The 23,765-nt window shown below is 62.2% G+C and carries 25 protein-coding genes; 10 read left to right on the top strand and 15 right to left on the bottom strand.

Translation table 11 applies throughout. The annotated features are described in order from the left end of the window. Nucleotides 1–64: 64 nt before the first annotated feature. The 5 genes from ACT6QG_RS14655 (at nucleotide 65) to ACT6QG_RS14635 (ending at nucleotide 5,033) form a co-directional block, all read left to right on the top strand. Complete coding sequence (locus ACT6QG_RS14655; protein ID WP_444978328.1) at nucleotides 65–670, top strand: 50S ribosomal protein L25/general stress protein Ctc; 606 nt, start codon at nucleotides 65–67, stop codon at nucleotides 668–670. A 50-nt stretch (nucleotides 671–720) separates the two neighbouring features. Next, nucleotides 721–1,329 (top strand): aminoacyl-tRNA hydrolase, encoded by a 609-nt coding sequence (pth, locus tag ACT6QG_RS14650; RefSeq protein WP_444978327.1) that lies wholly within the window; start codon nucleotides 721–723, stop codon nucleotides 1,327–1,329. A gap of 180 nt (nucleotides 1,330–1,509) precedes the next feature. Then, the gene (gene ychF / locus ACT6QG_RS14645; protein ID WP_444978326.1) at nucleotides 1,510–2,607 is read left to right on the top strand and encodes a redox-regulated ATPase YchF; all 1,098 of its coding nucleotides are present in this window, start codon (nucleotides 1,510–1,512) and stop codon (nucleotides 2,605–2,607) included. Between the two features lie 15 nt (nucleotides 2,608–2,622). Then, entirely contained in the window at nucleotides 2,623–3,108 is a 486-nt protein-coding gene (locus ACT6QG_RS14640; RefSeq protein WP_444978325.1) for a MaoC/PaaZ C-terminal domain-containing protein, read from the top strand. Nucleotides 3,109–3,458: 350 nt separating this feature from the next. After that, a complete protein-coding gene (locus ACT6QG_RS14635; protein WP_444978324.1) occupies nucleotides 3,459–5,033 on the top strand; it encodes a 2-isopropylmalate synthase in 1,575 nt (524 codons plus the stop codon). A gap of 74 nt (nucleotides 5,034–5,107) precedes the next feature. On the opposite strand, the gene ACT6QG_RS14630 is transcribed toward ACT6QG_RS14635, so the two are convergent. Further along, the gene (locus ACT6QG_RS14630) at nucleotides 5,108–5,584 is read right to left on the bottom strand and encodes an Lrp/AsnC family transcriptional regulator (RefSeq protein ID WP_444978323.1); all 477 of its coding nucleotides are present in this window, start codon (nucleotides 5,582–5,584) and stop codon (nucleotides 5,108–5,110) included. Nucleotides 5,585–5,818: 234 nt separating this feature from the next. Between ACT6QG_RS14630 and ACT6QG_RS14625 the strand changes: the two genes are divergently transcribed. Beyond that, nucleotides 5,819–6,748 carry a PPC domain-containing DNA-binding protein gene (locus ACT6QG_RS14625; protein WP_444978322.1) on the top strand — a complete coding sequence of 310 codons (930 nt, stop codon included), beginning with the start codon at nucleotides 5,819–5,821 and terminating at the stop codon, nucleotides 6,746–6,748. Between the two features lie 202 nt (nucleotides 6,749–6,950). Here the strand turns inward: ACT6QG_RS14625 and ACT6QG_RS14620 are convergent, their stop codons facing one another. The 4 genes from ACT6QG_RS14620 to ACT6QG_RS14605 form a co-directional block, all read right to left on the bottom strand. Then, nucleotides 6,951–7,754, bottom strand: coding sequence for a phytanoyl-CoA dioxygenase family protein (locus ACT6QG_RS14620; protein ID WP_444978321.1), 804 nt, complete (start codon nucleotides 7,752–7,754; stop codon nucleotides 6,951–6,953). An 81-nt stretch (nucleotides 7,755–7,835) separates the two neighbouring features. Next, on the bottom strand, nucleotides 7,836–8,528 hold the full coding sequence (locus ACT6QG_RS14615) for a GntR family transcriptional regulator (protein ID WP_444978320.1): 693 nt from the start codon (nucleotides 8,526–8,528) through the stop codon (nucleotides 7,836–7,838). Nucleotides 8,529–8,804: 276 nt separating this feature from the next. Then, on the bottom strand, nucleotides 8,805–9,167 hold the full coding sequence (locus tag ACT6QG_RS14610; protein WP_444978587.1) for a PPC domain-containing DNA-binding protein: 363 nt from the start codon (nucleotides 9,165–9,167) through the stop codon (nucleotides 8,805–8,807). Nucleotides 9,168–9,210: 43 nt separating this feature from the next. Then, complete coding sequence (locus ACT6QG_RS14605) at nucleotides 9,211–9,768, bottom strand: PPC domain-containing DNA-binding protein (protein WP_444978586.1); 558 nt, start codon at nucleotides 9,766–9,768, stop codon at nucleotides 9,211–9,213. A 325-nt stretch (nucleotides 9,769–10,093) separates the two neighbouring features. Between ACT6QG_RS14605 and ACT6QG_RS14600 the strand changes: the two genes are divergently transcribed. After that, a complete protein-coding gene (locus ACT6QG_RS14600) occupies nucleotides 10,094–10,615 on the top strand; it encodes an Lrp/AsnC family transcriptional regulator (protein ID WP_444978319.1) in 522 nt (173 codons plus the stop codon). Between the two features lie 74 nt (nucleotides 10,616–10,689). Here the strand turns inward: ACT6QG_RS14600 and ACT6QG_RS14595 are convergent, their stop codons facing one another. The 8 genes from ACT6QG_RS14595 to ACT6QG_RS14560 all read right to left on the bottom strand — a co-directional run bounded on the left by ACT6QG_RS14595 (nucleotide 10,690) and on the right by ACT6QG_RS14560 (nucleotide 20,825). Next, a complete protein-coding gene (locus ACT6QG_RS14595) occupies nucleotides 10,690–11,454 on the bottom strand; it encodes an SDR family NAD(P)-dependent oxidoreductase (protein WP_444978318.1) in 765 nt (254 codons plus the stop codon). Between the two features lie 36 nt (nucleotides 11,455–11,490). Then, nucleotides 11,491–13,116, bottom strand: a complete 1,626-nt coding sequence (locus ACT6QG_RS14590; RefSeq protein WP_444978317.1) for an acyl-CoA synthetase — start codon at nucleotides 13,114–13,116, stop codon at nucleotides 11,491–11,493. Beyond that, a complete protein-coding gene (locus ACT6QG_RS14585; RefSeq protein WP_444978316.1) occupies nucleotides 13,113–14,282 on the bottom strand; it encodes an acetyl-CoA acetyltransferase in 1,170 nt (389 codons plus the stop codon). Before ACT6QG_RS14585 ends, ACT6QG_RS14590 begins: the two co-directional genes overlap by 4 nt. Next, nucleotides 14,279–15,142 (bottom strand): IclR family transcriptional regulator, encoded by an 864-nt coding sequence (locus ACT6QG_RS14580; RefSeq protein ID WP_444978315.1) that lies wholly within the window; start codon nucleotides 15,140–15,142, stop codon nucleotides 14,279–14,281. Before ACT6QG_RS14580 ends, ACT6QG_RS14585 begins: the two co-directional genes overlap by 4 nt. A gap of 253 nt (nucleotides 15,143–15,395) precedes the next feature. Next, nucleotides 15,396–16,193, bottom strand: coding sequence for an SDR family NAD(P)-dependent oxidoreductase (locus ACT6QG_RS14575; RefSeq protein WP_444978314.1), 798 nt, complete (start codon nucleotides 16,191–16,193; stop codon nucleotides 15,396–15,398). Between the two features lie 710 nt (nucleotides 16,194–16,903). Further along, nucleotides 16,904–17,914, bottom strand: a complete 1,011-nt coding sequence (locus ACT6QG_RS14570) for a TRAP transporter substrate-binding protein (protein ID WP_444978313.1) — start codon at nucleotides 17,912–17,914, stop codon at nucleotides 16,904–16,906. Nucleotides 17,915–18,006: 92 nt separating this feature from the next. Next, the gene (locus tag ACT6QG_RS14565) at nucleotides 18,007–19,944 is read right to left on the bottom strand and encodes a TRAP transporter large permease (RefSeq protein WP_444978312.1); all 1,938 of its coding nucleotides are present in this window, start codon (nucleotides 19,942–19,944) and stop codon (nucleotides 18,007–18,009) included. Nucleotides 19,945–20,423: 479 nt separating this feature from the next. Then, nucleotides 20,424–20,825, bottom strand: a complete 402-nt coding sequence (locus ACT6QG_RS14560) for a ketosteroid isomerase-related protein (protein ID WP_444978311.1) — start codon at nucleotides 20,823–20,825, stop codon at nucleotides 20,424–20,426. Nucleotides 20,826–20,934: 109 nt separating this feature from the next. Between ACT6QG_RS14560 and ACT6QG_RS14555 the strand changes: the two genes are divergently transcribed. The 3 genes from ACT6QG_RS14555 (at nucleotide 20,935) to rplS (ending at nucleotide 22,919) form a co-directional block, all read left to right on the top strand. Further along, nucleotides 20,935–21,513 carry a GNAT family N-acetyltransferase gene (locus ACT6QG_RS14555; protein ID WP_444978585.1) on the top strand — a complete coding sequence of 193 codons (579 nt, stop codon included), beginning with the start codon at nucleotides 20,935–20,937 and terminating at the stop codon, nucleotides 21,511–21,513. Further along, the gene (locus ACT6QG_RS14550; RefSeq protein ID WP_444978310.1) at nucleotides 21,513–22,382 is read left to right on the top strand and encodes a carbon-nitrogen hydrolase family protein; all 870 of its coding nucleotides are present in this window, start codon (nucleotides 21,513–21,515) and stop codon (nucleotides 22,380–22,382) included. The genes ACT6QG_RS14555 and ACT6QG_RS14550 overlap by 1 nt, the downstream gene beginning before the upstream one ends. 126 nt (nucleotides 22,383–22,508) lie before the next feature. Next, on the top strand, nucleotides 22,509–22,919 hold the full coding sequence (gene rplS / locus ACT6QG_RS14545; RefSeq protein ID WP_444978309.1) for a 50S ribosomal protein L19: 411 nt from the start codon (nucleotides 22,509–22,511) through the stop codon (nucleotides 22,917–22,919). 143 nt (nucleotides 22,920–23,062) lie between these two features. Here rplS and ptsN read toward each other — a convergent pair whose 3' ends face one another. Together ptsN and ACT6QG_RS14535 are read right to left on the bottom strand one after the other, a co-directional pair. Then, the gene (gene ptsN / locus ACT6QG_RS14540; RefSeq protein ID WP_444978308.1) at nucleotides 23,063–23,527 is read right to left on the bottom strand and encodes a PTS IIA-like nitrogen regulatory protein PtsN; all 465 of its coding nucleotides are present in this window, start codon (nucleotides 23,525–23,527) and stop codon (nucleotides 23,063–23,065) included. An 87-nt stretch (nucleotides 23,528–23,614) separates the two neighbouring features. After that, on the bottom strand, nucleotides 23,615–23,765 hold a 151-nt coding region (locus ACT6QG_RS14535; protein ID WP_444978584.1), incomplete at its 5' end, for a sigma 54 modulation/S30EA ribosomal C-terminal domain-containing protein.

Here is a 23,765-nt window from a genome sequence, read left to right as displayed (position 1 = left end):
ATGCGCCCCCCTGGAGGCGTGCCCGCGCGCGAAATTCTTTTATCCAGAATTCAGGACTTGTATCATGACTGCCACCAAGAAGCTGAGCGCTGTGGCGCGTCCGCGGGCCGGCAAGGGGGCCGCCCGTGCAGAGCGCCGCGCCGGTCGCGTTCCCGCCGTGATCTATGGCGACAAGCAGGAGCCGGTGACCATTTCGCTCGAATATATCGCCCTCAACAAGGCGATCTATTCCGGTCACTTCCTCTCCACCCTGTTCGAGATCGACGTGGAAGGCACCCCCCACCGCGTCATCCCGCGCGACTACCAGCTCGACCCCGTGCGCGACATCCCGCTGCATGTGGACTTCCTGCGCGTGGCCAAGGGCGCGACCATCACGCTGGAACTGCCGGTGCACTTCCGCAATGAAGAAGCCTCCCCGGCCATCAAGGCAGGCGGCGTGCTCAACATCATTGCCCACACCCTGGAAGTGGAATGCCCCTCCGACGCCATCCCCGATGGCATCGAGGTGGACCTGACCGGCGCCGACTTCGACACCATCTTCCACTTGGACAACATCAAGCTGCCCAAGGGCGTGGTGTGGACCGGCCGTGGTGAAGACACGCTGGCCTCCATCGTTCCGCCGACCGTCTCGGAAGAGCCGGGCGAAGAAGAGGGTGCAGCCGAGGCCTGATCGGCTTCGTCTTCACTCCACTGGATACTTTTTCGGGCTGGAGGCGCCATATGTTCCTGTTCGCAGGGCTGGGCAATCCCGGCCCGAAATATGCCGGAAACCGGCACAATATCGGCTTCATGGCGCTGGACGCCATCTGCCGCCGTCATCGCCTGGGGCCGCCGCGCCGGCGCTTTCAGGGCATCGCGGCTGAAGGCGAGATCGAGGGCCGGAAGGTTCTTGCCCTGTTTCCCGAGACCTTCATGAATGAAAGCGGGCGAGCCGTGGCGGAAGCCATGCGCTTCTACAAGATCCCGCTCGAGAATGTCTTTGTCCTGCATGATGAGCTGGACCTTGCCCCCGCCAAGCTGCGCCTGAAGAAGGGCGGCGGCAATGCCGGGCATAATGGCCTGCGCTCCATCACCGCCCAGTGCGGCAATGAGTACTGGCGCATCCGCCTCGGCATCGGCCATCCCGGAGACAAGGCGCGCGTGCACTCCTATGTGCTGAGTGATTTCGCCAAGGCTGAAAAGGGCTGGGTCGATGCGCTGGGCGATGCCTGCGCCGACAATGCCGGCCTGCTGGTGAGCGGCAAGGCGGATGCCTTCCAGAATCGCGTGCATGTCTTCATGGAAGCGCAGGGCTTCGCCGATCCGAAGATGGTGGGCGAGAAGGCCTGACAGCGCGTCCTGCCGCTTTGCCCATGCCGGTTTTACCCGCGCGAGGCCACCGGAATGCTTGACTTGCGAGGCGTTCCGGCCAAGCTGCGCCAGATTTTCCTCCTTGCGCGGCGGAGCATGTCCGCCCTGCGCTTTCACTTTCCTCTCGCCAGCGTGGCGGACCAGATCAGGTAAGGCATCATGGGCTTCAAATGCGGTATCGTCGGCCTGCCGAATGTCGGCAAGTCGACCCTGTTCAACGCACTCACCCAGACCGCGGCAGCCCAGGCCGCCAACTACCCCTTCTGCACCATCGAGCCGAATGTGGGCGATGTGGCCGTGCCCGATGCCCGCCTCGACACGCTGGCCGAGATCGCCGGCTCGGGCCAGATCCTGCCGACCCGCCTCACCTTCGTGGACATTGCCGGCCTCGTGCGCGGCGCCTCGCGCGGTGAGGGGCTGGGCAACCAGTTCCTTGCCAATATCCGCGAATGCGATGCCATCGCCCATGTGGTGCGCTGCTTCGAGGATGGCGACGTGACCCATGTGGACGGCAAGATCTCGCCGCTCGACGATATCGAGACCATCGAGACCGAGCTGATGCTCGCCGACCTTGAAAGCCTTGAGAAGCGCGCCACCGCGCTGGAGAAGAAGGCCAAGGGCGCGGACAAGGAAGCCAAGGAAACGCTGGAGCTGATGAACCGCGCGCTGGTTCTGCTGCGCGAGGGCAAGCCGGCCCGTCTTGCGGACATCAAGCCGGAGGAGCAGAAGGCCTTCGACATGCTGGGCCTGATGAGCGCCAAGCCGGTGCTCTATGTGTGCAATGTGGAGGAAGCCTCCGCCGCCGAGGGCAACTCCCTTTCCGCGCAGGTGTTCGAGCGGGCGAAGCAGGAAGGCGCGCGCGCCGTTGTGGTCTCCGCCAAGATCGAGAGCGAGATCGCCGTGCTGCCGCCCGACGAGCAGAAGGATTATCTGGAGGCCATCGAGCTTGACGAGCCGGGCCTCAACCGCGTCATCCGCGAGGGTTATGCGCTGCTTGATCTGGTCACCTATTTCACTGTCGGCCCGAAGGAAGCGCGCGCCTGGACCATCACCAAGGGCACCCGCGCCCCCGCCGCCGCCGGCGTCATCCATACGGATTTCGAGAAGGGCTTCATCCGCGCCGAAACCATCGCCTATGAGGACTATGTGAAGCACCGGGGCGAAGCCGGCGCGCGCGAGGCCGGGCGCTTCCGTCTGGAAGGCAAGGACTATATCGTCGCGGATGGCGACGTGCTGCATTTCCGCTTCGCCAACTGATGGAGGAAGGGCCCCATGCCTGAAGCTTCGGGACCGGAAGAACTGGGCCGGTTCACCTTCACCGAGGATGAAATCGTCCGGTTCGCCCGCCTGTATGACCCCCAGCCCTTCCATACGGATCCGGCAGCGGCGGGGCGGGGCATGTTCGGCATGCTGATCGCCTCGGGCTGGCATGTGGCGATGGAGTGGATGGCCCATTTTGTCCGCCATGTCGGCATGCCGCCCGATCATGTGGAGGGCATGGAGACGGACGAGGCCCGCTTCCTGTGCCCTGCCGGTCTGGGAATCGGCTGCGACAAGATGCGCTGGCATGCGCCCGTGCGGGTGAATGACACCCTCATCTTCGAGACCGAGGTGATCTCGCGCCGCACCAGCGCAAGCCGTCCCGGATGGGAGGTCATCGTGCGGCGCAACCATGCCCGGCTTGAGGATGGCACAGTGGCGATGAGCCATGAGATCACCCATCTCATGCCCATACGCACCCCTTCCACCGGAGGCTGAGGCCCGTCTTCAGCCCTCTCACCCGAAGGCATGAGATGCCCGGCCTTGCATTTTGCCGGACGGGCGTCTATTTCAGTGTCACATCGCGTTCAAAGATGAGAGTCCGCATCCCGTGTCGTTCTGCACGACCATGACTGCCACTTCTCTCCCCCGGGCCAGCCTGGCCACGGGCAACGCGACCGTTCTGCTTTCGCTTCTCCTCCTTAGCCGCCCCTGAGGGCCGGCCGGGCTTGTGCCTGGGCGCTCAGGGGATCGTCATGCCGGGGACGCGACCCGGCCATTGAATCGGCAAGACAACCGGCTGAACCTTGCGCCTCGCGCGTCGCCGGAATGTGAGAAGGACCGTTACCATGACTGAATCCGCAAACACCCCCGCCGCCGTTTCCGACAAGGACCGGGTCATCATTTTCGACACCACCCTGCGCGATGGCGAGCAGTGCCCCGGCGCTTCCATGACCATGGAAGAGAAGCTGGAAGTGGCGGACCTGCTGGACGAGATGGGTGTGGATGTCATCGAGGCCGGTTTCCCGATCGCCTCGGTGGGCGATTTCGAAAGCGTCGTTGAAATTGCCCGCCACGCCAAGCGCGCCACCATTGCCGGTCTGGCTCGCGCCATTCCCGCCGACATCGCCCGGGCTGGCGAAGCCGTGCGCCATGCCCAGCGCGGGCGTATCCATACTTTCGTCTCCACCTCTCCCATCCATCTGGAATTCCAGATGCGCAAGACCCAGGAAGAGGTGCTGGACATCATCAAGGCCACCGTCACCCAGGCCCGCAATCTGGTCGAGGATGTCGAGTGGTCGGCGATGGACGCCACCCGCACGCCGATCGACTATCTGGCCCGCTGCGTGGAAATGGCCATCACCTGCGGCGCCACCACCATCAACCTGCCGGATACGGTGGGCTATGCCATGCCGGAAGAATATGGCGCCATGTTCCGCGCCATCATCGAGAAGGTGCCGAACGCCGACAAGGCCATCTTCTCCGTGCATTGCCATAATGATCTGGGTGTCGCGGTCGCCAACTCGCTGGCCGGCATCGCCGCCGGCGCACGGCAGATCGAGTGCACCATCAATGGCATCGGCGAGCGCGCCGGCAATGCCGCGCTGGAAGAGGTGGTCATGGCGCTGGGCGTGCGCCGGGACATCCTGCCCTACCAGACCGAGATCAACAGCCGGATGCTGACCCGCGCCTCCAAGCTGGTCTCTGCCGTGACCTCGTTCCCGGTGCAGTACAACAAGGCGATCGTCGGTCGCAACGCCTTCTCGCATGAAAGCGGCATCCATCAGGATGGCATGCTGAAGCACGCCCAGACCTATGAGATCATGACCCCCGAGAGTGTCGGCGTCACCAAGACCTCGCTGGTCATGGGCAAGCATTCCGGCCGCGCCGCCTTCCGCGACAAGCTGAAGTCACTGGGCTACGAGCTGGGCGAGAATGCCCTGAACGACGCCTTCACCCGCTTCAAGAGCCTCGCTGACCGCAAGAAGGTGGTTTATGACGAGGATATCGAGGCGCTGGTGGACAGCGGCATCGCCACCGCCAGCGAGCATATCCGCCTGGTATCCCTGTCGATCATCGCCGGCACCCGCGGACCGCAGCGCGCCACCATGGAAATCGAGGTGGAAGGCGAGACCCGCGCGCAGGAAGCCGAAGGCAATGGCCCGGTGGATGCCATCTTCAACGCCATTCAGGCGCTGGTGCCCCACTCCGCCAAGCTGGAGCTGTATCAGGTGCATGCCGTGACCGGCGGCACCGATGCACAGGCCGAGGTTTCAGTGCGTCTGGAAGAGGATGGCAAGGCTGTCACCGCCCGTGCGGCAGACCCGGACACGCTGGTGGCTTCCGCCCTCGCCTATATCAGCGCCCTGAACAAGCTGCAGGTGAAGCGCCAGAGCGTGAACGCCCAGAGCGTGGCGAGCTGAGCCTCCCGCATTGAAGGAATGCAGAAAAGCGCGGTCTTCGGGCCGCGCTTTTTTCATGCGTGGCGCAGGTTGGTTCAGCCCGGCGCAATCAGCGGATTGGTGCGCCGCACAAAGGTTTTCACCGCAAAATTGGACTGGATGCGCGCAACCCCCGGCAGGGTGGTGAGGTAATCCAGCGTCGCCTGATAATGCGCCAGGTCACGCACCGCCGCATGCAGCATGTAATCCGTGCTGCCACTGATGAGGAAGCCGCCCACCACTTCCGGCATCTGCGCAACCCGGGCCTCGAAATGATCGAGAATCTCCTTCACCTGCCGCTCCAGCGTCACCGAGATGAACACGGTCATGCTGCCGAGAATGCGTCTTTCATCAATATCCACCATATAGCCGCGAATGGTGCCTTCCGCCTCCAGCCGGTGCACGCGCCGCAGGGTGGGGGAAAAGGAAAGGCCGATTCTCTCCGCCAGCTCACGCCAGCTGATGCGCCCCTCGCTGGAGAGCACCTGAAGAATGCGCAGGTCGAAAACATCGAGTTCGCGTTCTGAGTTCATATGATCCCGTAAATTTCAAGAATGTGGATCAAATGATCCAAAATACAATCTGATGATAAATCAAAACGCACATGAATCCGAGCAAGGAAGGCGTATAATGGCCATAGGGAGAACACCTTCGCACAGGTGTGGCCATAACCGGAACGGGATAAAAGCGGGAGCGGCATCTGCCCGGACAGCGCTTCAGCCCGATCCACAAACACAGCACGCAACGGCCCAAGGCACAGCAGAACCATGACCGATATCGCCATCCCGGATGCCCCGGAACGAGAAGATGCGCAGATTCATGCCGCATCTTTCGCCGGTGCCACGCAGAATGCCCCCTGCCCTATCCGCCATCCCGGCCCCCCCTCCACACAGCGGGTGGAAAGCCTGCGCACCGGCCTCATTCCCCTTTCCGGGGAACTGAAGCCGGGTGAAACCCTGACCGATGGCCTGCACCGCATCTTCAGCGCGGCCGGTTGTCAGGGCGGCGTGGCGCAGATGCAGGGGGGCGCTTTCAGGCCGTTCCATTTCGTCGGCCCCGCCTTTCCCAGTGATGACACGCACGCCGCCTGGTACAGCGAGACGCGCACCCCGCAAGGCAACGCCACGCTTCTGGCCGCCACGGCCACGGTGGGCCGGCGCGAGGGGGTGCCCTTCGTGCATTGTCATGGCCGCTGGACTGCAGATGGCCATGTGCCGCCCATGGGGCACATGCTGCCCACCGATTGCATTGTGGATCAGCCGATTGCCGTGACAGCGCTGGGCTGCCCCTCCGCATGGTTTGACGGACAGCCCGATGCGGAAACGAATTTCACCCTCTACACCCTCGCCGGCAAGGCGCATGCGGATGAAAGCCGGGCCATGGGCCTGTTCCTGCGCATCCGCCCGCATGAGGATCTGTCCCACGCCATAGAGGCGGCCTGCCGGGCGCATGGCATCACCCATGGCCAGATCTTCGGGCTTGGCAGCGTGATTTCGCCCGAATTCGAGGATGCGGAGCGCATCACCTGCCCCATCACCGAAATCGCCATTGAGGATGGCCGGCTGGAAGATGGCATCACGCGCATCCAGATGAGCGTGGTGGATGTGTATGGCACCATGCGCATGGGGCGGATCCGCCGGGGCGCCAATCCTGTCTGTGTCACCGCCGAGCTTCTCGTTCTGGCCCGGGGCGCCTGAGAGCAACATTAAGAAAAGGCCGCCGCCCGCAGGCGACGGCCACACACGACCACATTTGATCACACTTGCCCCCTCAGGGCTTCTGCCCGTGGCCGCGCTCTTCAGGCAGCAGGCCGGAGCAGCTTCCGACGCGTGCGCACGGACCGCCGGATCCCCTGCCAGCCCACCGCGCATGGCAGACCCATGCGCGGCAGCCTTCCCTTCAGGCCGCAGCTTCGGCTTTCCGGGCACGGGCATGGTTTGCCAGCGTGTCTTCGGGCAGGGTGCTCACGGGGGTGAAATCCGTGTGCGCGATGAATTCGGGGCGCGTCGGCTTCTGGATCTTGTTGGAGAGGGCCGAGAGCGTGAGATAGACGATCTTGCGCGGGAAGGGCGTGATATTGCCCGCCGAGCCATGCACCAGATTGGCGTGGAACATCAGCAGGCCGCCGGCCTTGCCGGTGGGTGCCACGATGCCCCCCTGCTCCACCAGCTCGGCCACCTTGGCATTGTCCAGCGTCCAGAGCGGATAGGCGGTGGTTGATGTGTCATGCTCGGTATCGATGGTGCCACTCTTGTGGCTGCGCGGCACCAGCATCAGCGGGCCATTGATGGGCATCACATCATCCAGGAACACGGAGATGTTCATGGCCCGCGGCTCGGGCATGCCATCATCCTTGTGCCAGGTCGGGAAGTCCTGGTGCCACTGCCACACATCCCCGGAGAAGGATGATTTGGCGTTGATCTTGAACTGGTGCATGTAGCACTTCTCGCCGAAGATCTGCTCCAGCGGCTCCACGAGGCGATGATCGTTCGCCAGAATGCGGAAGCATTCATTATAGGTGTGGCAGGCGAATGCGGTGCGGGGCACACCGGATTTCTCCATCCAGATCTCGGGGCGCTGTGTTCTGAACACCTCATTGGCGGATTCGCGCATCAGCTCCACTTCTTCGGGGCTGAAGGCGTCGGGAATGAAGATCCAGCCTTCACGATCGAACACTTCAAGCTGTTCTGGGGTAAGCTTCATGTTTTCCTCCCTTTGGGGCCTGTTCTCCGGCTGTTTTTCTTGTGCCGGAAAACCCGTGTGGCCTGAACCGCGGCATCTGGTTCAGGCGGATCTCAAATGCCGTTCCGTCTCGCTGCCCGCCACATCGGCATGGGCGAAGGCGGCCTGCGCGGCCCTGTCCGCATCCCCGGACAGGACGGCATCGGCAATGGCGGCATGTTCGGCCCACACGCGGTTGCGCAGCGTGCGCACATCCAGCGCCTGAAGCACCACATGCATGGCGCGCATGATGTGCGGCATCTGCGGCTCAAGCGTTTCCACAATGCTGGCATTGCCCGAAAGCCGATAAATCGCGTTGTGAAACTCCACATCCGCCAGCACGAAATCGATGGGCGGGGCACCCAGATCCAGCTTCAGCCCGGCCTTTACGATCTTGTCCAGAGCGGTCTTTTCCGCCTGTGCGATCTCTCCTGCACGGATACGGCCAGCGGCAAGGCGCGAGGCCAGCGCATCCAGCGCACTACGCACCTGATAGAGATTGCGGATATGCTGCGGGTCCAGAGGCGTGACCTCCAGCCCCTTGCGCCCCGCCTCCTGCACCAGCCCCTGTTTTTTCAGAAGCTGGAGCGCATGGCTCACCGGCTGGCGGGAAACACCGAGCTGGTCGGCCAGCTCGGCCTGCAGGATCCGCGCACCCGGCTCCAGCCGCCGCGCCGTGATGGCGAACACCAGCTGTTCATAGACACGATCCACGAGGATGGGGGACTGGTCCAGAAGGTTCATGGCGGTTGTCATGGCGGCTTCACACTCTGAACTCTGAATTTGGAATTCCGAATTCTGGACTCAGATCCGCTCTTTGGTCAAGCTCTGCGAACAGGAAAATGTGAGAAGGGTCAGAAATTCAGCTTTTTCAGATGCACGCACAGGTCGTGATCCACATGGTGAATCCTGAAATACTTCCGCCTTCGCAGTAAAGGCGATGCAACCTGCAAGATACAATGAAAAAGACCCCTGCCCGGTTTTGCCGGACAAGGGCCTGAAAGTTATCCGATCAGTGAGGAGGCACTGTACTCACGCCGCTTCGGGCAACCACTCTTCCAGAGTGACTTCAAAGGTCATGCAGACCGGGTTGGAGCCGGCAATGAAGGGACCGCCATAGACATTGCCTTCCGGGTCCGCCACCACGCCGGTGAGCGCGGCTGTCAGCGAGCCGTCCGGCTGCTCGCGCACTTCCCCGGCAAGGCTGACGATCTCAACCGCCGGCCCCTTGATCTGGATATATTTACCCTCCAGCGTGCCGAGGCATCCATCCACCAGGCTGCCCAGCGCCCCCCGCACGAAGGCATTGCGGAACCCTTCGGCCAGACAGAGCTTTTCGATGCACTGCACCAGATCTTCATTCGGGGCGATGCGGGCATAGGCCACACGACCCATGCGGCCGGCCTCAACCACAAGATTGTGCTCAGTTGTCGCTGTATCAGTCATGGAGATCCGCCTTCGCATGGGGCTGGAGAAGAGGAATATTGGTTTCAGGATCAAAGGCCTGCCGCAGCTCGAAACTGTCGAGCGAGGTCACCAGCACCGGAATGGGCGTGGGGCCGACGATCGAGGCTTCGGTCAGGATATGCCCGCCCTTCACCACGCCGCTTTCGGTGCGGATGGCGGCATGGCAGTGCACCAGCGGGTTGCCCTTCATGTTCACGCCGATCGTGGCATTGCCGAAGACCATATAGGTCTGCCCCGCATGGATCGGCCGGGTATAGGCGATGACGGCATTGCCGCTCGGATCGGGCGGCGCGACGCAATAGTCCAGGGACTCGAAATAGCCCCCCAGAATGGTGGTGGAGGCGTTCGTGATACCGATATCCGCCAGCGGCCGCACCAGTGCATCAAACAGGCTCTGCCCCGGCTCCAGCGCGAGGCGAATATGCCGGGCGGCCTGCGAGGACATGCTCTGGATGCGCACAGGATTGAAGCGCCCCGGATGGATCAGTGTTCTTGAACGCGGAAACTGGGACGATGCTGCGGCTCTCATCATGGGTCTCCAAAATCCTGCATGCCCGCATGCAGTGACCTGAACCGGGACACACCCGCCCTGATTGCATTATCGTGATTTTACTTCGCTTGCATCTGGCGGATACACACGCAAAGATCGCACCCTGAAGTACGCAGCGCGCAATCCTTTCCGCAGTGCACAACGAATATGTTCCTCACCTGCAACTGGGCATCTTCTTCAGGATGCTTTCCCGGCATATACATTCAGCGCCAGATTGTTTTTTCATCATATACGGAGATGCGAGAAAATTCTTTCTTATTTTTCGACTGATGGCAGAATGAACGGAACGAAACCGGGGAAAAAGATGAAACAGCAGAACAGGCGATCTGCCCCCCAGCCCACCCCTCCGGCGGGCCGCCCCATTGATGCGATGGATCGCAAGATTCTCTCCGCCCTGCGCGCCGATGCACGCCTCACCATGGCGGAGCTGGCGCAGAAGGTGGGCCTGTCCCAGTCCCCCTGCTGGACCCGGGTAAAACGGCTGGAACAGCTTGGCGTGATCGAGGGTTATGTCGCCGTTCTGGACCACAAGGCGATTGGCCTGACAGACATCGTTTTCATCGAGATTTCCCTTGAGCGCCATGACGACAAGATGCTGGACCGGTTCGGCGATCTGCTCGCGCGCATACCCGAGGTGGTGGAGGCCCATCTCGTCACCGGGGAGTATGACTATCTGGTCAAGGTCGCTGTTGCCGGAACCGAGCATTATGAACGCTTCCTGCGCGAGCATCTGTACCGTATCGAGGGCATCCGCCAGTCCCGCTCCACTTTCGCCCTGCGCGCCCTGAAGCGCTCCATATCGGTTGATCCCACGGACTTTACATGACCCGGACAAGAGAAAGGCCCCGCACACGAGATGCAGGGCCTTTCATCCGTCCGGGCAGACAGGTTTCGAAAAAACTATTCAGGCTGCAACAGGCCACCAATACTGAAACCGCCATCCACGGCGATGGTCTGTCCAGTCACATAACTGGACTTTGTGTCATCCAGAAGGAAGGCAATCGTGCCGGTGACTTCCTCCGGGGCCGCATAGCGGCGCAGCGGCACACGATCTTCCCACTGCTTGCGCACCTTGGCCGAATGCATCGCCTTGGCCATCGGCGTCTCGATGGGGCCGGGCGCAACCGCATTGACGCGAATGCCATATTCCGCCAGCTCAACCGCAAGAATACGGGTCATCTGGATGACGCCGCCCTTTGAAGAGCCATAGGCGGTGCGCCCAAGGCTGCCAACAAGACCGGAGACAGAGGCAATATTGACGATGGAGCCACCGCCAGTCTGCTTCATGGCCCGCGTCACTTCACGCGAAATGACGAAGCTGCCCACCAGATTGATATCGAGAATACGGCGGAACTGCTCCACAGTTGTTTCCAGCGCCGGCGTCACGGCACCAATACCGGCGGAATTCACCAGCCCGCGCAGCGGTGCAAACTCCTCCGCCCAGGATTCAACGGCGGACATCACCGCAGCCTCATCCGAAACGTCGAGGCGGGTGAAATGCACCCTGTCGGCAAATGCGGCAAGATGGCCGCGCGCAGCCGCAATGGCCTGCTCGCCAATATCGGCGGCAATCACCCGCCAGCCTTCATTGAGCAGATTTTCAACCAGCGCGAGCCCGATACCGGATGCACCGCCAGTTACGATGATCGTACCTTCACGAGACAAGATCTGTTCTCCATCCATCCTTGAGCAAGGGCGGCTCTACTGAGCCGCCACACCCTGCGAGGAAATCTCGCCGCGTTCCTCAAGTGCTTCACGCACCATCTTTTTTGTGATCTTGCCATAGGCGGACTTGGGCAGGCTCTCCCAGAAGATCACCCGCTTGGGCAGCTTGTAGCGGGAGACCTTGGGCTCAAGGAAAGCCAGCACATCCGCCTCGGACACCGCCGTGCCGGCGCGGGCCACGCACACCGCAATGCCCACCTCGCCCCATTTGGGGTCCGGCACGCCGACAATGGCCACTTCCTCGATCGCGGCATGGGTGAGGAGCTTTTCCTCGATCTCGCGCGGATACACATTCGACCCGCCCGAGATATACATGTCCGAGGCACGGCCGGTGATATACACGAAGCCCTGCTCATCCATGTGTCCAAGATCGCCGGTGCGGAACCAGCCCTTGCGGAAAGCCTTCTCATTGGCTTCCGGATTGTTGTAGTAACCGGCCAGAACAGCCGGACCACAGACGCAGATCTCGCCCGTTTCAAACGGGTTCAGCTCCACGCCCTGCTCGTCCTGGATCTGCACCTGCATGGCGGTGCGTTCAAAGCCGCAGGTGCCGATCTTCACATGCGGGCCGTCTTCCACCTCATGCAGGGCCGGCGGCAGCACGGTGATGTTGCCGGTCACCTCGCCAAGGCCGAAATACTGCACCAGAACCTTGCCGAGCTTTTTCAGCGCGCGCTTCTGGTCTTCACGATACATCGGCGCGCCGGCATAGATGACATAGCGCAGCGTGGAATGATCGAACTGATCCACGGAAGGATGCTCCACCAGCATCTTGGTGATGGTGGGCACGGTGAAGATGTTCGTCACCTTCCAGTCCTGCACGATGCGCCAGGCCTCGGCAATGTCGAAGCTGTCGGTCGGCAGGAGGATGGTCTTCACGGAACGCGCCGTGTTCACCAGCTGGTGGATGCCGGCCCCATGGGAGAGCGGCGCCACCACCAGCGAGGCATCCGCCTGCGTGGTGCCGGGCATGAGGTCACACAGATGGTTGGTGACGACAAAGCCCATCTGGCCATGCGTCAGCACCGCGGCCTTCGGGCGGCCGGTGGTGCCGGAGGTGAAGAAGAACCAGCAGGGGTCATCATGCTCCACATCCGCCGGGGTGAAGCGCGTGCCGAGATTCTCCTCCACCAGCGCGTCATAGGATTCGCCGAAAGCGGCATCCCCAATGGCCACCACCGTGCTGATGCCCGGCGCATCGCGGCGCGCCGCGGTGACGTGATCGGGAAAATCGGCATGGCAGATCATCGCCGTCGCGCCGCTGGCCTCGGCCAGATACGCCACCTCATCCGGCGTCTGCCGGAAATTGGTGGGCACCCATACCGCGCCCAGACGGAAGCAGGCGAACATGGATTCGAACATCTGCACGCAGTTCTTGGACTGGACCAGAACCCGGTCGCCCTTGGTCACGCCACGCTTGGCCAGCGCCACGCACATGGCATCGACACGCGCATCGAGCCGGCTCCAGTCCAGAACCAGATCGCCATGAACGAAACCCACCTCCTGCGGGAACCGACGCGCCGACTGCCGCAGAAAGTGCGCAAGGTTCATGACCCGCTTGCTATAGGGCGCAACGCCGCCCTTGGGTGCAACAGTGCTCACTTCAGTCGCTCCAGGATAGACACATAGTTGGCGACGGCAGCGCCGCCCATATTGAAGATGCCGGTCACGGATGCGTCCGGGATCTGCATGTCGCCGGCCTCGCCCAGAAGCTGCATGGCGCACAGCACATGCATGGACACGCCGGTGGCGCCAACCGGATGCCCCTTGGCCTTCAGGCCGCCGGAGGGATTGACCGGCAGGCGGCCGCCCTTCTCGGCGATGCCTTCACGCACCACCTTGTAGCCCTCGCCGGGACGGGCCAGACCCATCGCCTCATATTCGATCAGCTCGGCCATGGTGAAACAGTCATGGGTTTCGACAAGGCTCAGATCGTCCAGCGTCATGCCGGCCTTCTCCAGGGCAGATGCCCAGGCGCGGCGTGCCCCCTCGAACGCGATCGGGTCACGGCGCGAAAGCGGCATGATGTCATTGACATGGGCGCGCGCCCGGAAGGCAACGGCACGCGGCAGCTCGCGGGCAATATCTTCCGAGGCCAGCACAAGCGCGGCCGCACCATCGGAAACCAGCGAGCAGTCCGTGCGGCGCAGCGGGCCGGCCACAAGCGGATTGCGCTCGGAAACGGTGTTGCAGAACTCGAAGCCCAGATCCTTGCGCATCTGCGCATAGGGATTGGCAACGCCATTCCTGTGGTTCTTGGCGGCGATGCGCGCCAGCTCTTCCGAGCGATCACCATAACGCTGGAAGTAGTTCTGCGCGATCTGCCCGAATACCCCGGCGAAACCGCCCTCGATATGGTCTTCTTCCTTGCGATAGCAGGCATTGAGAAGAATATCGCCGACTTCCGCCGTGGGCTTTGCGGTCATCTTCTCCGCACCGACGACCAGCGCGACGCGGCCACGGCCGGACTCGATGAAATCAAGCGCGGAATAGATGGCGGCCGAACCGGTGGCGCAGGCATTCTCAAGGCGCGTGGCCGGTGTATAGGACAGGCGCTCATCTGCAAGCGCGACCAGACCGCCCTGGAAATCCTGCTTCTGGAAGCCGGAATTCATCACGCCGACATAGATGCCATCCACCTGCTCCGGCGAGACGCCGGCATGTTCAAGCGCCGCGCCGGAAACGCGCGCCATCAGGCTCTCGGTATCCGGGTCTTCCAGCTTCCCGAACGGCGAATGGGCATAACCCACAATGCAGGCTCGCGTCATTTGGACACCTTTCTGTTGCGCGTAACGCCCATGGCCGGGCTACGCTTGATATTGGAATGTGTTTCCCCAGCCCGTGACGAGGGCTGTCTCAATGCCGCCTCCAGCGCGCTGACCTCCTCGCGCAGAAGGGGAACAAGTTCCGTGCGCCGCGCTTCCTGCAGCCGGCTCTCGATGGCGGCGATGGACAGCGCACCAATGGGGCGGCCCTGCGCATCACGCACCGCAAGGCCAATGCCCCATGAGCCCGGCATCAGAATGCCGGGATTGCAGGCATATCCGTTCGCGCGGGTTTCCTCGACACAGCGCCAGAGTATTTCCGGCGAATAGGTGGGGTATTTGTCTTTCAGAATCTGCGCGTTCTGTTCCAGAACCTGTGTGATTTCCTCATCCGAAAGCGCGGAGAGAATGGCAAGACTGCCGCCGCCAATGCCCAGCGGATGACGGTCACCCGCCTTCAGCACCTGCGTGCGGATGGGGAACGCGCCTTCCTCGCAATGGAGACAGACCGAGAAGCTGTCCCGGCGCACCGAGAGAAACGCACTGTCGCCACTGGCCAGCGCAATGCGCGACAGCCCGCCCAGGGACAGGGCATGAATGCCGAAACGCGCACTCGCCGAGACCCCGAGCAGATAGGCCTCAGGCCCGATGAAATAGCGCCGGGACACCTCGTCCTGCTCCACCAGACCGCCGCGGATCAGCGCCAGAAGCAGCCGCCGCGCTGTCGGCTTCACCAGCCCGGATTGTGCAATGAGATCTGCAAGGCGGATACCATCCTGCCCGGCGCGGCCAACCAGTTGCATGAGCATCAATGCCCGCTCGATGCTCTGGGCCCCATCCCGTTTGTCATCGCTCATAGTCATTGACGGTCCACTTAATGGAACTCTTTATGAGTCAGAACCATCCGCAGGATAGGCCTATCAAAAGAGTTTTGCCACGAAAAAGCAGTCTCAGCTTGCGAATATTGTCTGATGTAATCCATATTATGGACCACATCAGACCCAGTTCGGCGTGGGCCGCTCATTTCCGCTTTCGCCGCATGGGCGCCACACCATGGCCTGCTCTTTCCTGCGGCAGGCCGTTCTTGTTCTCAGCCCCTGCGGGCCGTGTTCAAACTCACGCGCAACGGGCGACCAGACCACCGTCAACCGGCAGGTTCACGCCATTGATGTAACGCGCCTCATCAGAGGCCAGGAACAGGGCGGCATAGGCGGTATCCCACGCATCCCCCATCTTGCCCGTGGGCGAAATGCGGTCCCGCTTGGCGATCATCTCGTCGAGATCCCCGCCATAGCTGTCCACCAGCGGGGCCTTGATCATCGGCGTATGCATCAGCCCGGGCAGCACGCAATTGGCGCGAATGCCCTGTGCCGCATATTGCAGCGCCATGTTCTGCGTCAGCGCCAGAACCGCCGCCTTGGAAGCGGAATAGGCCGCATAGGGGAAGCCGATCCAGCGCAGGCCGGCAATGGAGGACACATTGACGATAGCGCCACGCTGCTGCGCGATCATGTGCGGCAGCGCATGCTTGCAGGTGAGGAACACGCTGGTCTGGTTCACCGCGATCACGCGGTTCCAGCTCTCCTCGCTCGCCTCCACCGGGCCGCCGGTTTCGGCAATGCCCACATTGTTGTGCAGCACATCGATGCCGCCAAACGCATCGACACAGGCCTGCACCATGGCGGCGCAATCTGCCGACTTGGCGACATTGCCGGCCACCACCTCACACGCACCGCCCTCGGCGCGGATGATGTCACGGGTTTCCTCCGCGGCCTCGATACGCAGATCGGCCGCCAGAACCTGAGCGCCTTCCCGTGCATAGAGGACAGCAGCGGCCTTGCCGTTGCCCCACCCCTCGCCACTGGAGCCGGCACCCGTCACAAGGACGCGCTTACCGCTCATACGACCTGCCATGTCACATTCTCCAGATATCTTCACACATCAGACCAGATTGCCCGTGCAGCGCCCAGCGCATACAGGGATTTATCCTTGAAATTCCGGATCCACGCCCGATAAAGCTGCATCTTCCATGCGCTTGTCTGGATGCGGATGCATCAATACTGTTCACCAGCAGCCGGAACGAACTTTATTCTCCAGAACAATGTTCATGTCCCCCGGCCATGGTGCGCCATTCAGGCCGGGCCGGAAAAACCGGGTCTTTTGATCGCGGCAACCGGAACCAGAATGGACAGAAGACATTCCGGCAGACCGGGAGCTTCATCCCTTCCCGCACGCAGCGGGCCAGGCATGAACGCACCCGGGCCAAACCGCCCGTCGGTCCGCGCGCGAACCCGCACTGCCGCGCGCCTGGCGACACTGTTCATGGCGCGCGAAAGGGGCAGGCTGCCTGCAGAGCTGTATGTAAATTCAGGCTCCCCGGCGCGTGCGGCATGCGGCAAGGCCAGCATCCCCGCACTGACTGCACCAGGCGTCAGCATCTGACGATGGTTCAGCATGTTTCTCTCCCGATCACGCTCTGTATGGCGCTTTGATCTTTATATTATGGCGCGACGGCCTTGGCCGGAGCGCATCCTTTACAGGGAAAGGCCGGATGCGGGACCAGTCTGGCGGACCTTTCCCGCATCCTGAATACTGGCGGATACGATGGCGTATCCGCGCATCGATCAGATCAGCTTGCCGGTATAGTTCTCAAGAACGTCCCAGGCCGCATCGCCATACTTGCCCTTCCACTCCTCATAGAAGCCGCCGGCGCGCAGCGCCTCACGGAAGGGGGTGGTGTCGACAGAATTGACGGACATGCCGTCATTCTTCAGGCCCTCGGCCAGATCGATGTTCAGCTTTTCCACCTGAACACGCTCGGCCATGCCGGCCTGATTGATGTTGTTGGCCACGATTTCCTTCAGGTCATCCGGCAGGCGGCGCCATGCGCGGCCATTGGCCAGGAACCAGTATCCATCCCAGGCATGATTGGTGAGGGACAGATACTTCTGCACTTCATACAGCTTGGCCGTGGAAATCACCGCGAGCGGGTTTTCCTGCGCATCAATGACCTTGGTCTGGAGCGAGGAATAGACCTCCGCAAAGTTCATCGCCACCGGGGAGGCGCCAAGGGTGCGGAACATGGAGCTGAGGATCGGGCTCGGCGGAACACGGATCTTCAGGCCGCGGAAGTTGTCCGGGGTCTCGATCGCGACGGTGGAGGTGGTCGTCTGGCGGAAGCCATTGTCCCAGATCTTCTCCATCGGATGCAGGTTGACCTTGGCGATCTGCTCACGAATGAAGGCGCCGAGGCCACCGTCCATCGCCTTCCACACGGCGGCATAGTCCGGGAAGATGAAGCCCAGATTGCTGATGGCGGCCAGCGGCACCAGAGTGGAGAGGATCAGGCCCGAAAGGGTGAAGAACTCGATGCCGCCCGCGCGCAGCTGGCTGAGCATGTCGGTATCGGAACCAAGCTGGTTGTTCGGGAAAACCTGAAGCTCGAAACGCCCGTCGGTCTGTTCCTTGATCCGCAGCGCAGCCGCCTTGGCCTCCAGGTTCATCGGATGGGTGATGGGCAGGTTGTTGGCATATTTGAAGGTGAATTCCGGGCCCTTTGCACGCGCGATATGCGGCATGGCCAAAACACCCGCGCCAAGGGCGGTCATCGTCAGCATCTGGCGGCGATTCAACATGTTTTCTTTCCCCGGTTCGCGCTCTCGGGCGCTGTAGTTTTGATTGTTCAGGACATCTGCACCCCGGCCCGAAAACCGGGGTGCGGCAAGGATCACAGGAAGCCGATCGAGATCCACGGAATCATTGCGACAACGATTGTACCGATGAACAGGGCAATGATGTACGCAATGATGGGCCGGATACCCTTCATCGGATCCACCCGGCCAATGGCGCAGGCAGTGTAGTAGCCCACGCCGAAGGGCGGCGCGAACAGGCCGATACCCATGGCGAGGATCGCCACCATCGAATACTGCACCTCGTGAATGCCCACATCACGCGCGATCGGGAACAGCAGCGGGCCGAACAGCACGATGGCGGGCAGACCTTCCAGCACCGAACCCAGAATGATGAAGGCCAGGACAGAGACGATCATGAAGGTCATGGCGCCACCGGGCAGGCTCATCATGAAATCGGCCAGCGAGCGGGAGAAGCCGGACTGGGTGAGGCCCCAGGCCATGGCGGTTGCCGTACCGATGATCAGCAGGATGGCGCCCGAAAGGGAGGCGGTGTCCACCAGCATGGCCTTCAGGCGGCCCCAGTCGAACTGGCGATACAGCAGCAGGCCGACGACGAAGGAATAGGCGATGCCGATGGTCGAGACCTCGGTGGCCGTCGCCACGCCCTCGATCACGGCGGCGCGGATGATGAAGGGCAGCGCGATGGCCGGCAGGGCGATGATGAAGGTCTTGCCGACCTCACCCCAGCTCGCCTTCTGCACATGGCTGAGATCCTCATTGCGATAACGCCACCACACCACGAAGCAGAGCATGGCGCCCACGACCACTGCCGGCAGCAGGCCGCCCGTGAACAGCGCCGCAATCGACACGCCGGTGACAGAACCGATGGTGATCAGGACGATGGACGGCGGGATGGTTTCCGTCTGCGCACCGGTTGCCGCGAGCAGTGCGACCAGATCGCCCTCCTTCGCGCCACGGGCCTTCATCTCCGGGAACAGCACCGGGGCCACAGCCGCCATGTCGGCCGCCTTGGAGCCGGAAATGCCGGACACCAGATACATCGCGCCAATCAGCACATAGTGCAGGCCGCCGCGCACATGGCCCAGCAGGGTCGCAAGGAAAGCCACCATGGCGCGCGCCATGCCGGTCATCTCGATGAGCATGCCCAGGAACACGAACAGCGGCACGGAGAGCAGGATGAGATGACTCATGCCCTCTTCCATGCGGCCCACCACAATGAGCAGCGGGGTTGTCGTGGTCAGCGCCAGATAGCCGACAGTGGCCATGCCGAAGGCGAAGGCGATCGGCATGCCGGCGAAAACCGAGCAGCCCACCACGCCGACGAAGAAGATCAGCAGATTGATATTGCCCAGACCCTTCAGCGCCGGGCCGAGCAGCCAGAAAACACCGACAATCACACCCACCGTCACCAGCGCGGAGAGCACCAGCTTCGGGCGGCCATAACGCACCAGACGCAGCACCGCGAAGGCGGCCATCAGCGAGAGGCCGGCCACCATGGCCGAGGCGCGCCAGGAATTCTGGATATCCAGCGTGGGTGTGCGGATATAGGTTTCCTCATGCGCATATTCGAGCGCATGCGGCAGCACCAGAAGGCAGAAGGCCAGACCCACCACCACCGCCACCACATCCAGAAACGCCTGCCCGGCAGGACTCATCTTGCTGGAGATGGCGTTCATGCGCATATGCTCGCCGCGCCGGAAGGCGACAGCCGCACCCATCATGGACAGCCACAGGAAGAGGATGGAAGCCAGTTCATCCGACCACAGCAGGGGCTGGTGGAAGACATAACGGGCAATCACGCCCGCAAGCAGGATGACGATCTCGATCGCGACAATGCACGCGACAGGAATCTCGACCAGCACACCCAGAACGTTTTCGATGCGCCCGGCGACATTGGCGAGGGGTGAATTCGAAAAGCCCAGCCCGCCACCATGCGAACCGTGATGGACGATTTCACTGCTGGCGTCGGCCACGTCAGGGGCCGCTCCCGTCCCCCCGGCAGCAAGTGCCATGGTCTTGTTATTCTGGTGCCCGGTTGATGGCATCCTGATCATCCTTCCCCTGGAATACGCCGGGATGAAGTGGCGTATATTGATCCATATAGCGGATCTATTTATTTGCTTAGAACATGCTTAGCCTGTTTTTCGGCCGTTGCAAATCCAGAATTGAGCAGGAGATTGATGTTTTGCGGGTGCACACGGATTGTTGATGATCCACAATATGGATTACAACCTCGGGAGTCCCGATTCCAGCAATGTAATGTCATTGTTCGCGGGCATGGGGACGACAGCACAAGACCTGTGCAGAACCGGCCTCGGCCCTGCATCATGGTGCGGCGCAATATATCCGTATGGCAATGATGAGGAGGCGCGGGTGGCAAGGCTGAAGCCGACTGGTCCTTGCGCCATCCGGCCTGTTGCCGGGAAAGGTCCGGCAAGGGGCGCGGCCGGGGCCGGCCCGGCACGCGCCCGTGCGGTTCTCACATGTGCATTCACGCACGCACTTGCGCGATCCAGTCATTGAGATTGTAGGTATTGGTGATGCGCGCAACCTTGCCGTCGCGAATCTCGAAGAAGGCCCCGGCAGGCAGCACATAGGTCTGGCCCTTCGCTTCAGGCAGCCCCTCATCGGTTGCCAGATAGGTGCCATTCACCACGAATTCCGCCGCGCCGCGCGTGCCGTCATCATTTTCCATGATGACCATATCTGTCAGCCTTTCGCGATAGCAGCGGTTCATGTGCTCCAGAAACTCACGGAAGGCCGCCTTGCCAGTGCGGCGCTCCCCCTGGTTCACATCATGCGCCACATCATCGGCCAGCAGCGCGAGAAACGCTTCGACATCCTGCCGGTTGAAAGCTTCATAATAGGCGCGGATCACATCCCTGGCGCTCATATCCTCTCCTCTTTTCATGCGGCCATGGATTGCGGCCGTCCCTGTGATATATACAGGGGGGGAGTATATTGAAAGACGGGAGACGACCAGCGTGACAGATATCCGGATCATGGTGCGGCAGGGCGAAGGCGCGGCCCCCTTCATTGATGACCTGGCGCGCCTGCGCATCACGGTCTTCCGGGCCTTTCCCTATCTCTATGAAGGCGACAGGGCATATGAGCAGACCTATCTGACCGACTATGCCCGCACGCCCGACAGCGTGTTCGTGCTGGCTCTGGATGGAGAGGATGTGGTGGGTGTTTCAACCGGCCTGCCCATGAGCGCGGAGAATGAGGCCTTCAAGGCTCCCTTCCTGAAAGCCGGGCTGAACCCGCAAGAGATCTTCTATTTCGGCGAATCCGTCCTGCTGCCGCACTATCGCGGGCAGGGAATCGGCGTGCGCTTCTTCGAGGAGCGCGAGGCCCATGCACGCCGTCTCGGCCGGTTCCGCACCTGTTGCTTCTGCGCCGTGGAGCGGCCCGATGACCACAAGCTGCGCCCGGCAGACCATGAACCCCTCAATGCCTTCTGGGCCAGGCGTGGCTATGTGCACCACCCGGAGTTGCGCACGCAGTTTTCATGGCGTGATGTGGGGGAAACCACCGAGACCGCCAAGCCCATGTCGTTCTGGCTGAAGGAAATCCGCTGATGCTGCGTTTTGCTGCCTGCCAATATGTCTTTCCCCTGTGCCCGGACTGGGCGGCCTATGCCGCCCATCTGGAAGACTGCGTGGCCGAGGGAGCCAGGGACGGCGCAAGCCTCCTGCTGTTGCCCGAATATGCCGCCATGGCCCTCACCGGCCTGTTGCCCGGGGAGGAGCGCGGAGACCTGCATCATTCCATCTCGGCCCTGCAGCCGCTGATTCCGCAATGGCTGGAGCTGTGCGAGAATCTGGCCCGCAGGCACCAGATCCATTTCTGCCCCGGTTCCGCCCCCGTGCTGGATGAGGACGGCATCTACCGCAACCGCGCCTTCCTGTTCGGGCCGGAAGGGCTGATCGGCCATCAGGACAAGATCATCATGACGCGCTTCGAGCGCGAACAGTGGTTCATCGGCGCGGGCGTCGAGGGGCTGGAGGTGTTTGAAACCGCCATTGGGCGGCTGGGCATTCTCATCTGCTACGACAATGAGTTCCCCATGCTGGCGCGCCATCTGGCCGAGCGGGAGGTGGATCTGGTGCTCGCCCCCAGCTGTACAGATACAGAGGCCGGCGCACACCGGGTGCGCATCGGGGCGCAGGCGCGCGCGCTGGAGAACCAGTTCGCGGTTCTGGTTTCCCCCACGGCCGGCAAGGCGCCATGGTCTCCGGCGGTGGATGAGAATTTCGGCCGCGCCGCCCTTTATGTGCCTTCCGATTATGGCATGCCGCCCGACGGGATCTTCGCACAAAGCCCCCGGATGTTCACGGATACGCGCTGCTGGCTGGGCGGGGAGATCGACCTTTCCGGCGTCCGGGCCCTGCGCACACAGGGTCAGGTCGCCCTGTTCCGCGACTGGCCGGAACAGTTCCTGCTGTGAAAAGACATGACAGGGTCGGCTTTATCATGTATGGAGCCGCGTCCCCTGAACTGAAAACGACATGACGGGATGCCGGGCAGGCCGGACAGCCTGCATCAACCGGTAAGCCCTAAAAGGTTGGCGACAATGAACATTATTCAGACCCTCGAGGCCGAACAGGCTGCCCGCCTGGCCGAACTGCGCCCGATTCCCGATTTCCTTCCCGGCGATACCGTCATCGTCAATGTGAAGGTCCGCGAAGGTGAGCGCACCCGTGTGCAGGCCTATGAGGGCGTCGTGATTGCCCGCTCCGGCGGCGGCATCAACGAGAACTTCACCGTTCGCAAGATCTCCTATGGTGAGGGTGTCGAGCGCGTGTTCCCGGTTTACGGCCCGCTGATCGACTCCATCAAGGTCGTGCGTCGCGGTAAGGTGCGTCGCGCCAAGCTGTATTATCTGCGTGACCGTCGCGGCAAGTCCGCCCGTATCGCCGAGCGTACGGACATCACGGTTGACGGCAAGAAGCGCGTGAAGCCTTCCAAGCCCGCCGCGAAGTGAGATCAGGCCGGAGGCTGCCATGCGCAGCCTCCGCGCTTCACACGCGGCAACCGCGTGCAGCCCATATCTGCCATATCTGCCTGATGCCGCCGTTTCCGGCGGCTTTTTCATGCCCTGAAGGATTCTTGCCCCGCGCAAGGGTATCAGGCGACGCTGGCCTCGGCTGTCGTGGTCAGAAGCCGGTACATCAGGGCCGAGTCATGGGTGGCGCGCAGCTTTTCCACCATTTCCGGGTCCCGCATCAGCCGGGCGACCCGCGCCAGCGCCTTCAGATGATCCGCACCCGCGGCTTCCGGCGCAAGCAGCAGAAACACCAGATCAACCGGCTCCCCATCCAGCGCATCATAATCAATGGGCGTGTCCAGCCGGGCGAACATGCCGAACAGCCTGTTGATATCCGGCAGCTTGCCATGGGGAATGGCGATGCCGTTGCCGACACCTGTGGAGCCCAGCCGCTCGCGCTGCAGGAGCGTTTCGAAGATCTCCCGCGAGTCGCGCCCCATCAGCGCGGCGGCATGCTGCGCCAGCTCCTGAAGAAGCTGCTTCTTGCTGCTCGCACGCAACATGGGAAACACCGCGTTCGGCACGAGAATATCGGCAAGAGGCATTGCTCGGGTCCTGGCGACAAGTGATCCCGGCTCGGAATTGGACGGGCTCTTTGAAGCCGCGGACGCTAATCCCGAGCCGGACACGGGTCAATGGCCTTGGTCTGCGGCGGGGTCGATCCAGCCGACATGTCCATCGGCACGCCGATACACCACGCTGATGCGGCCATGTCCGGCATGCCGGAACACCACCACCGGCGCGCCGGTAATCTCAAGCTCCACCACCGCATCAGCCACCGAA

It is taken from the genome of Haloleucobacter ellipsoideus, assembly GCF_052491725.1.
Note: the sequence above shows the minus strand (reverse complement) of the source record. Positions and strands in the feature narration are given on the sequence as shown.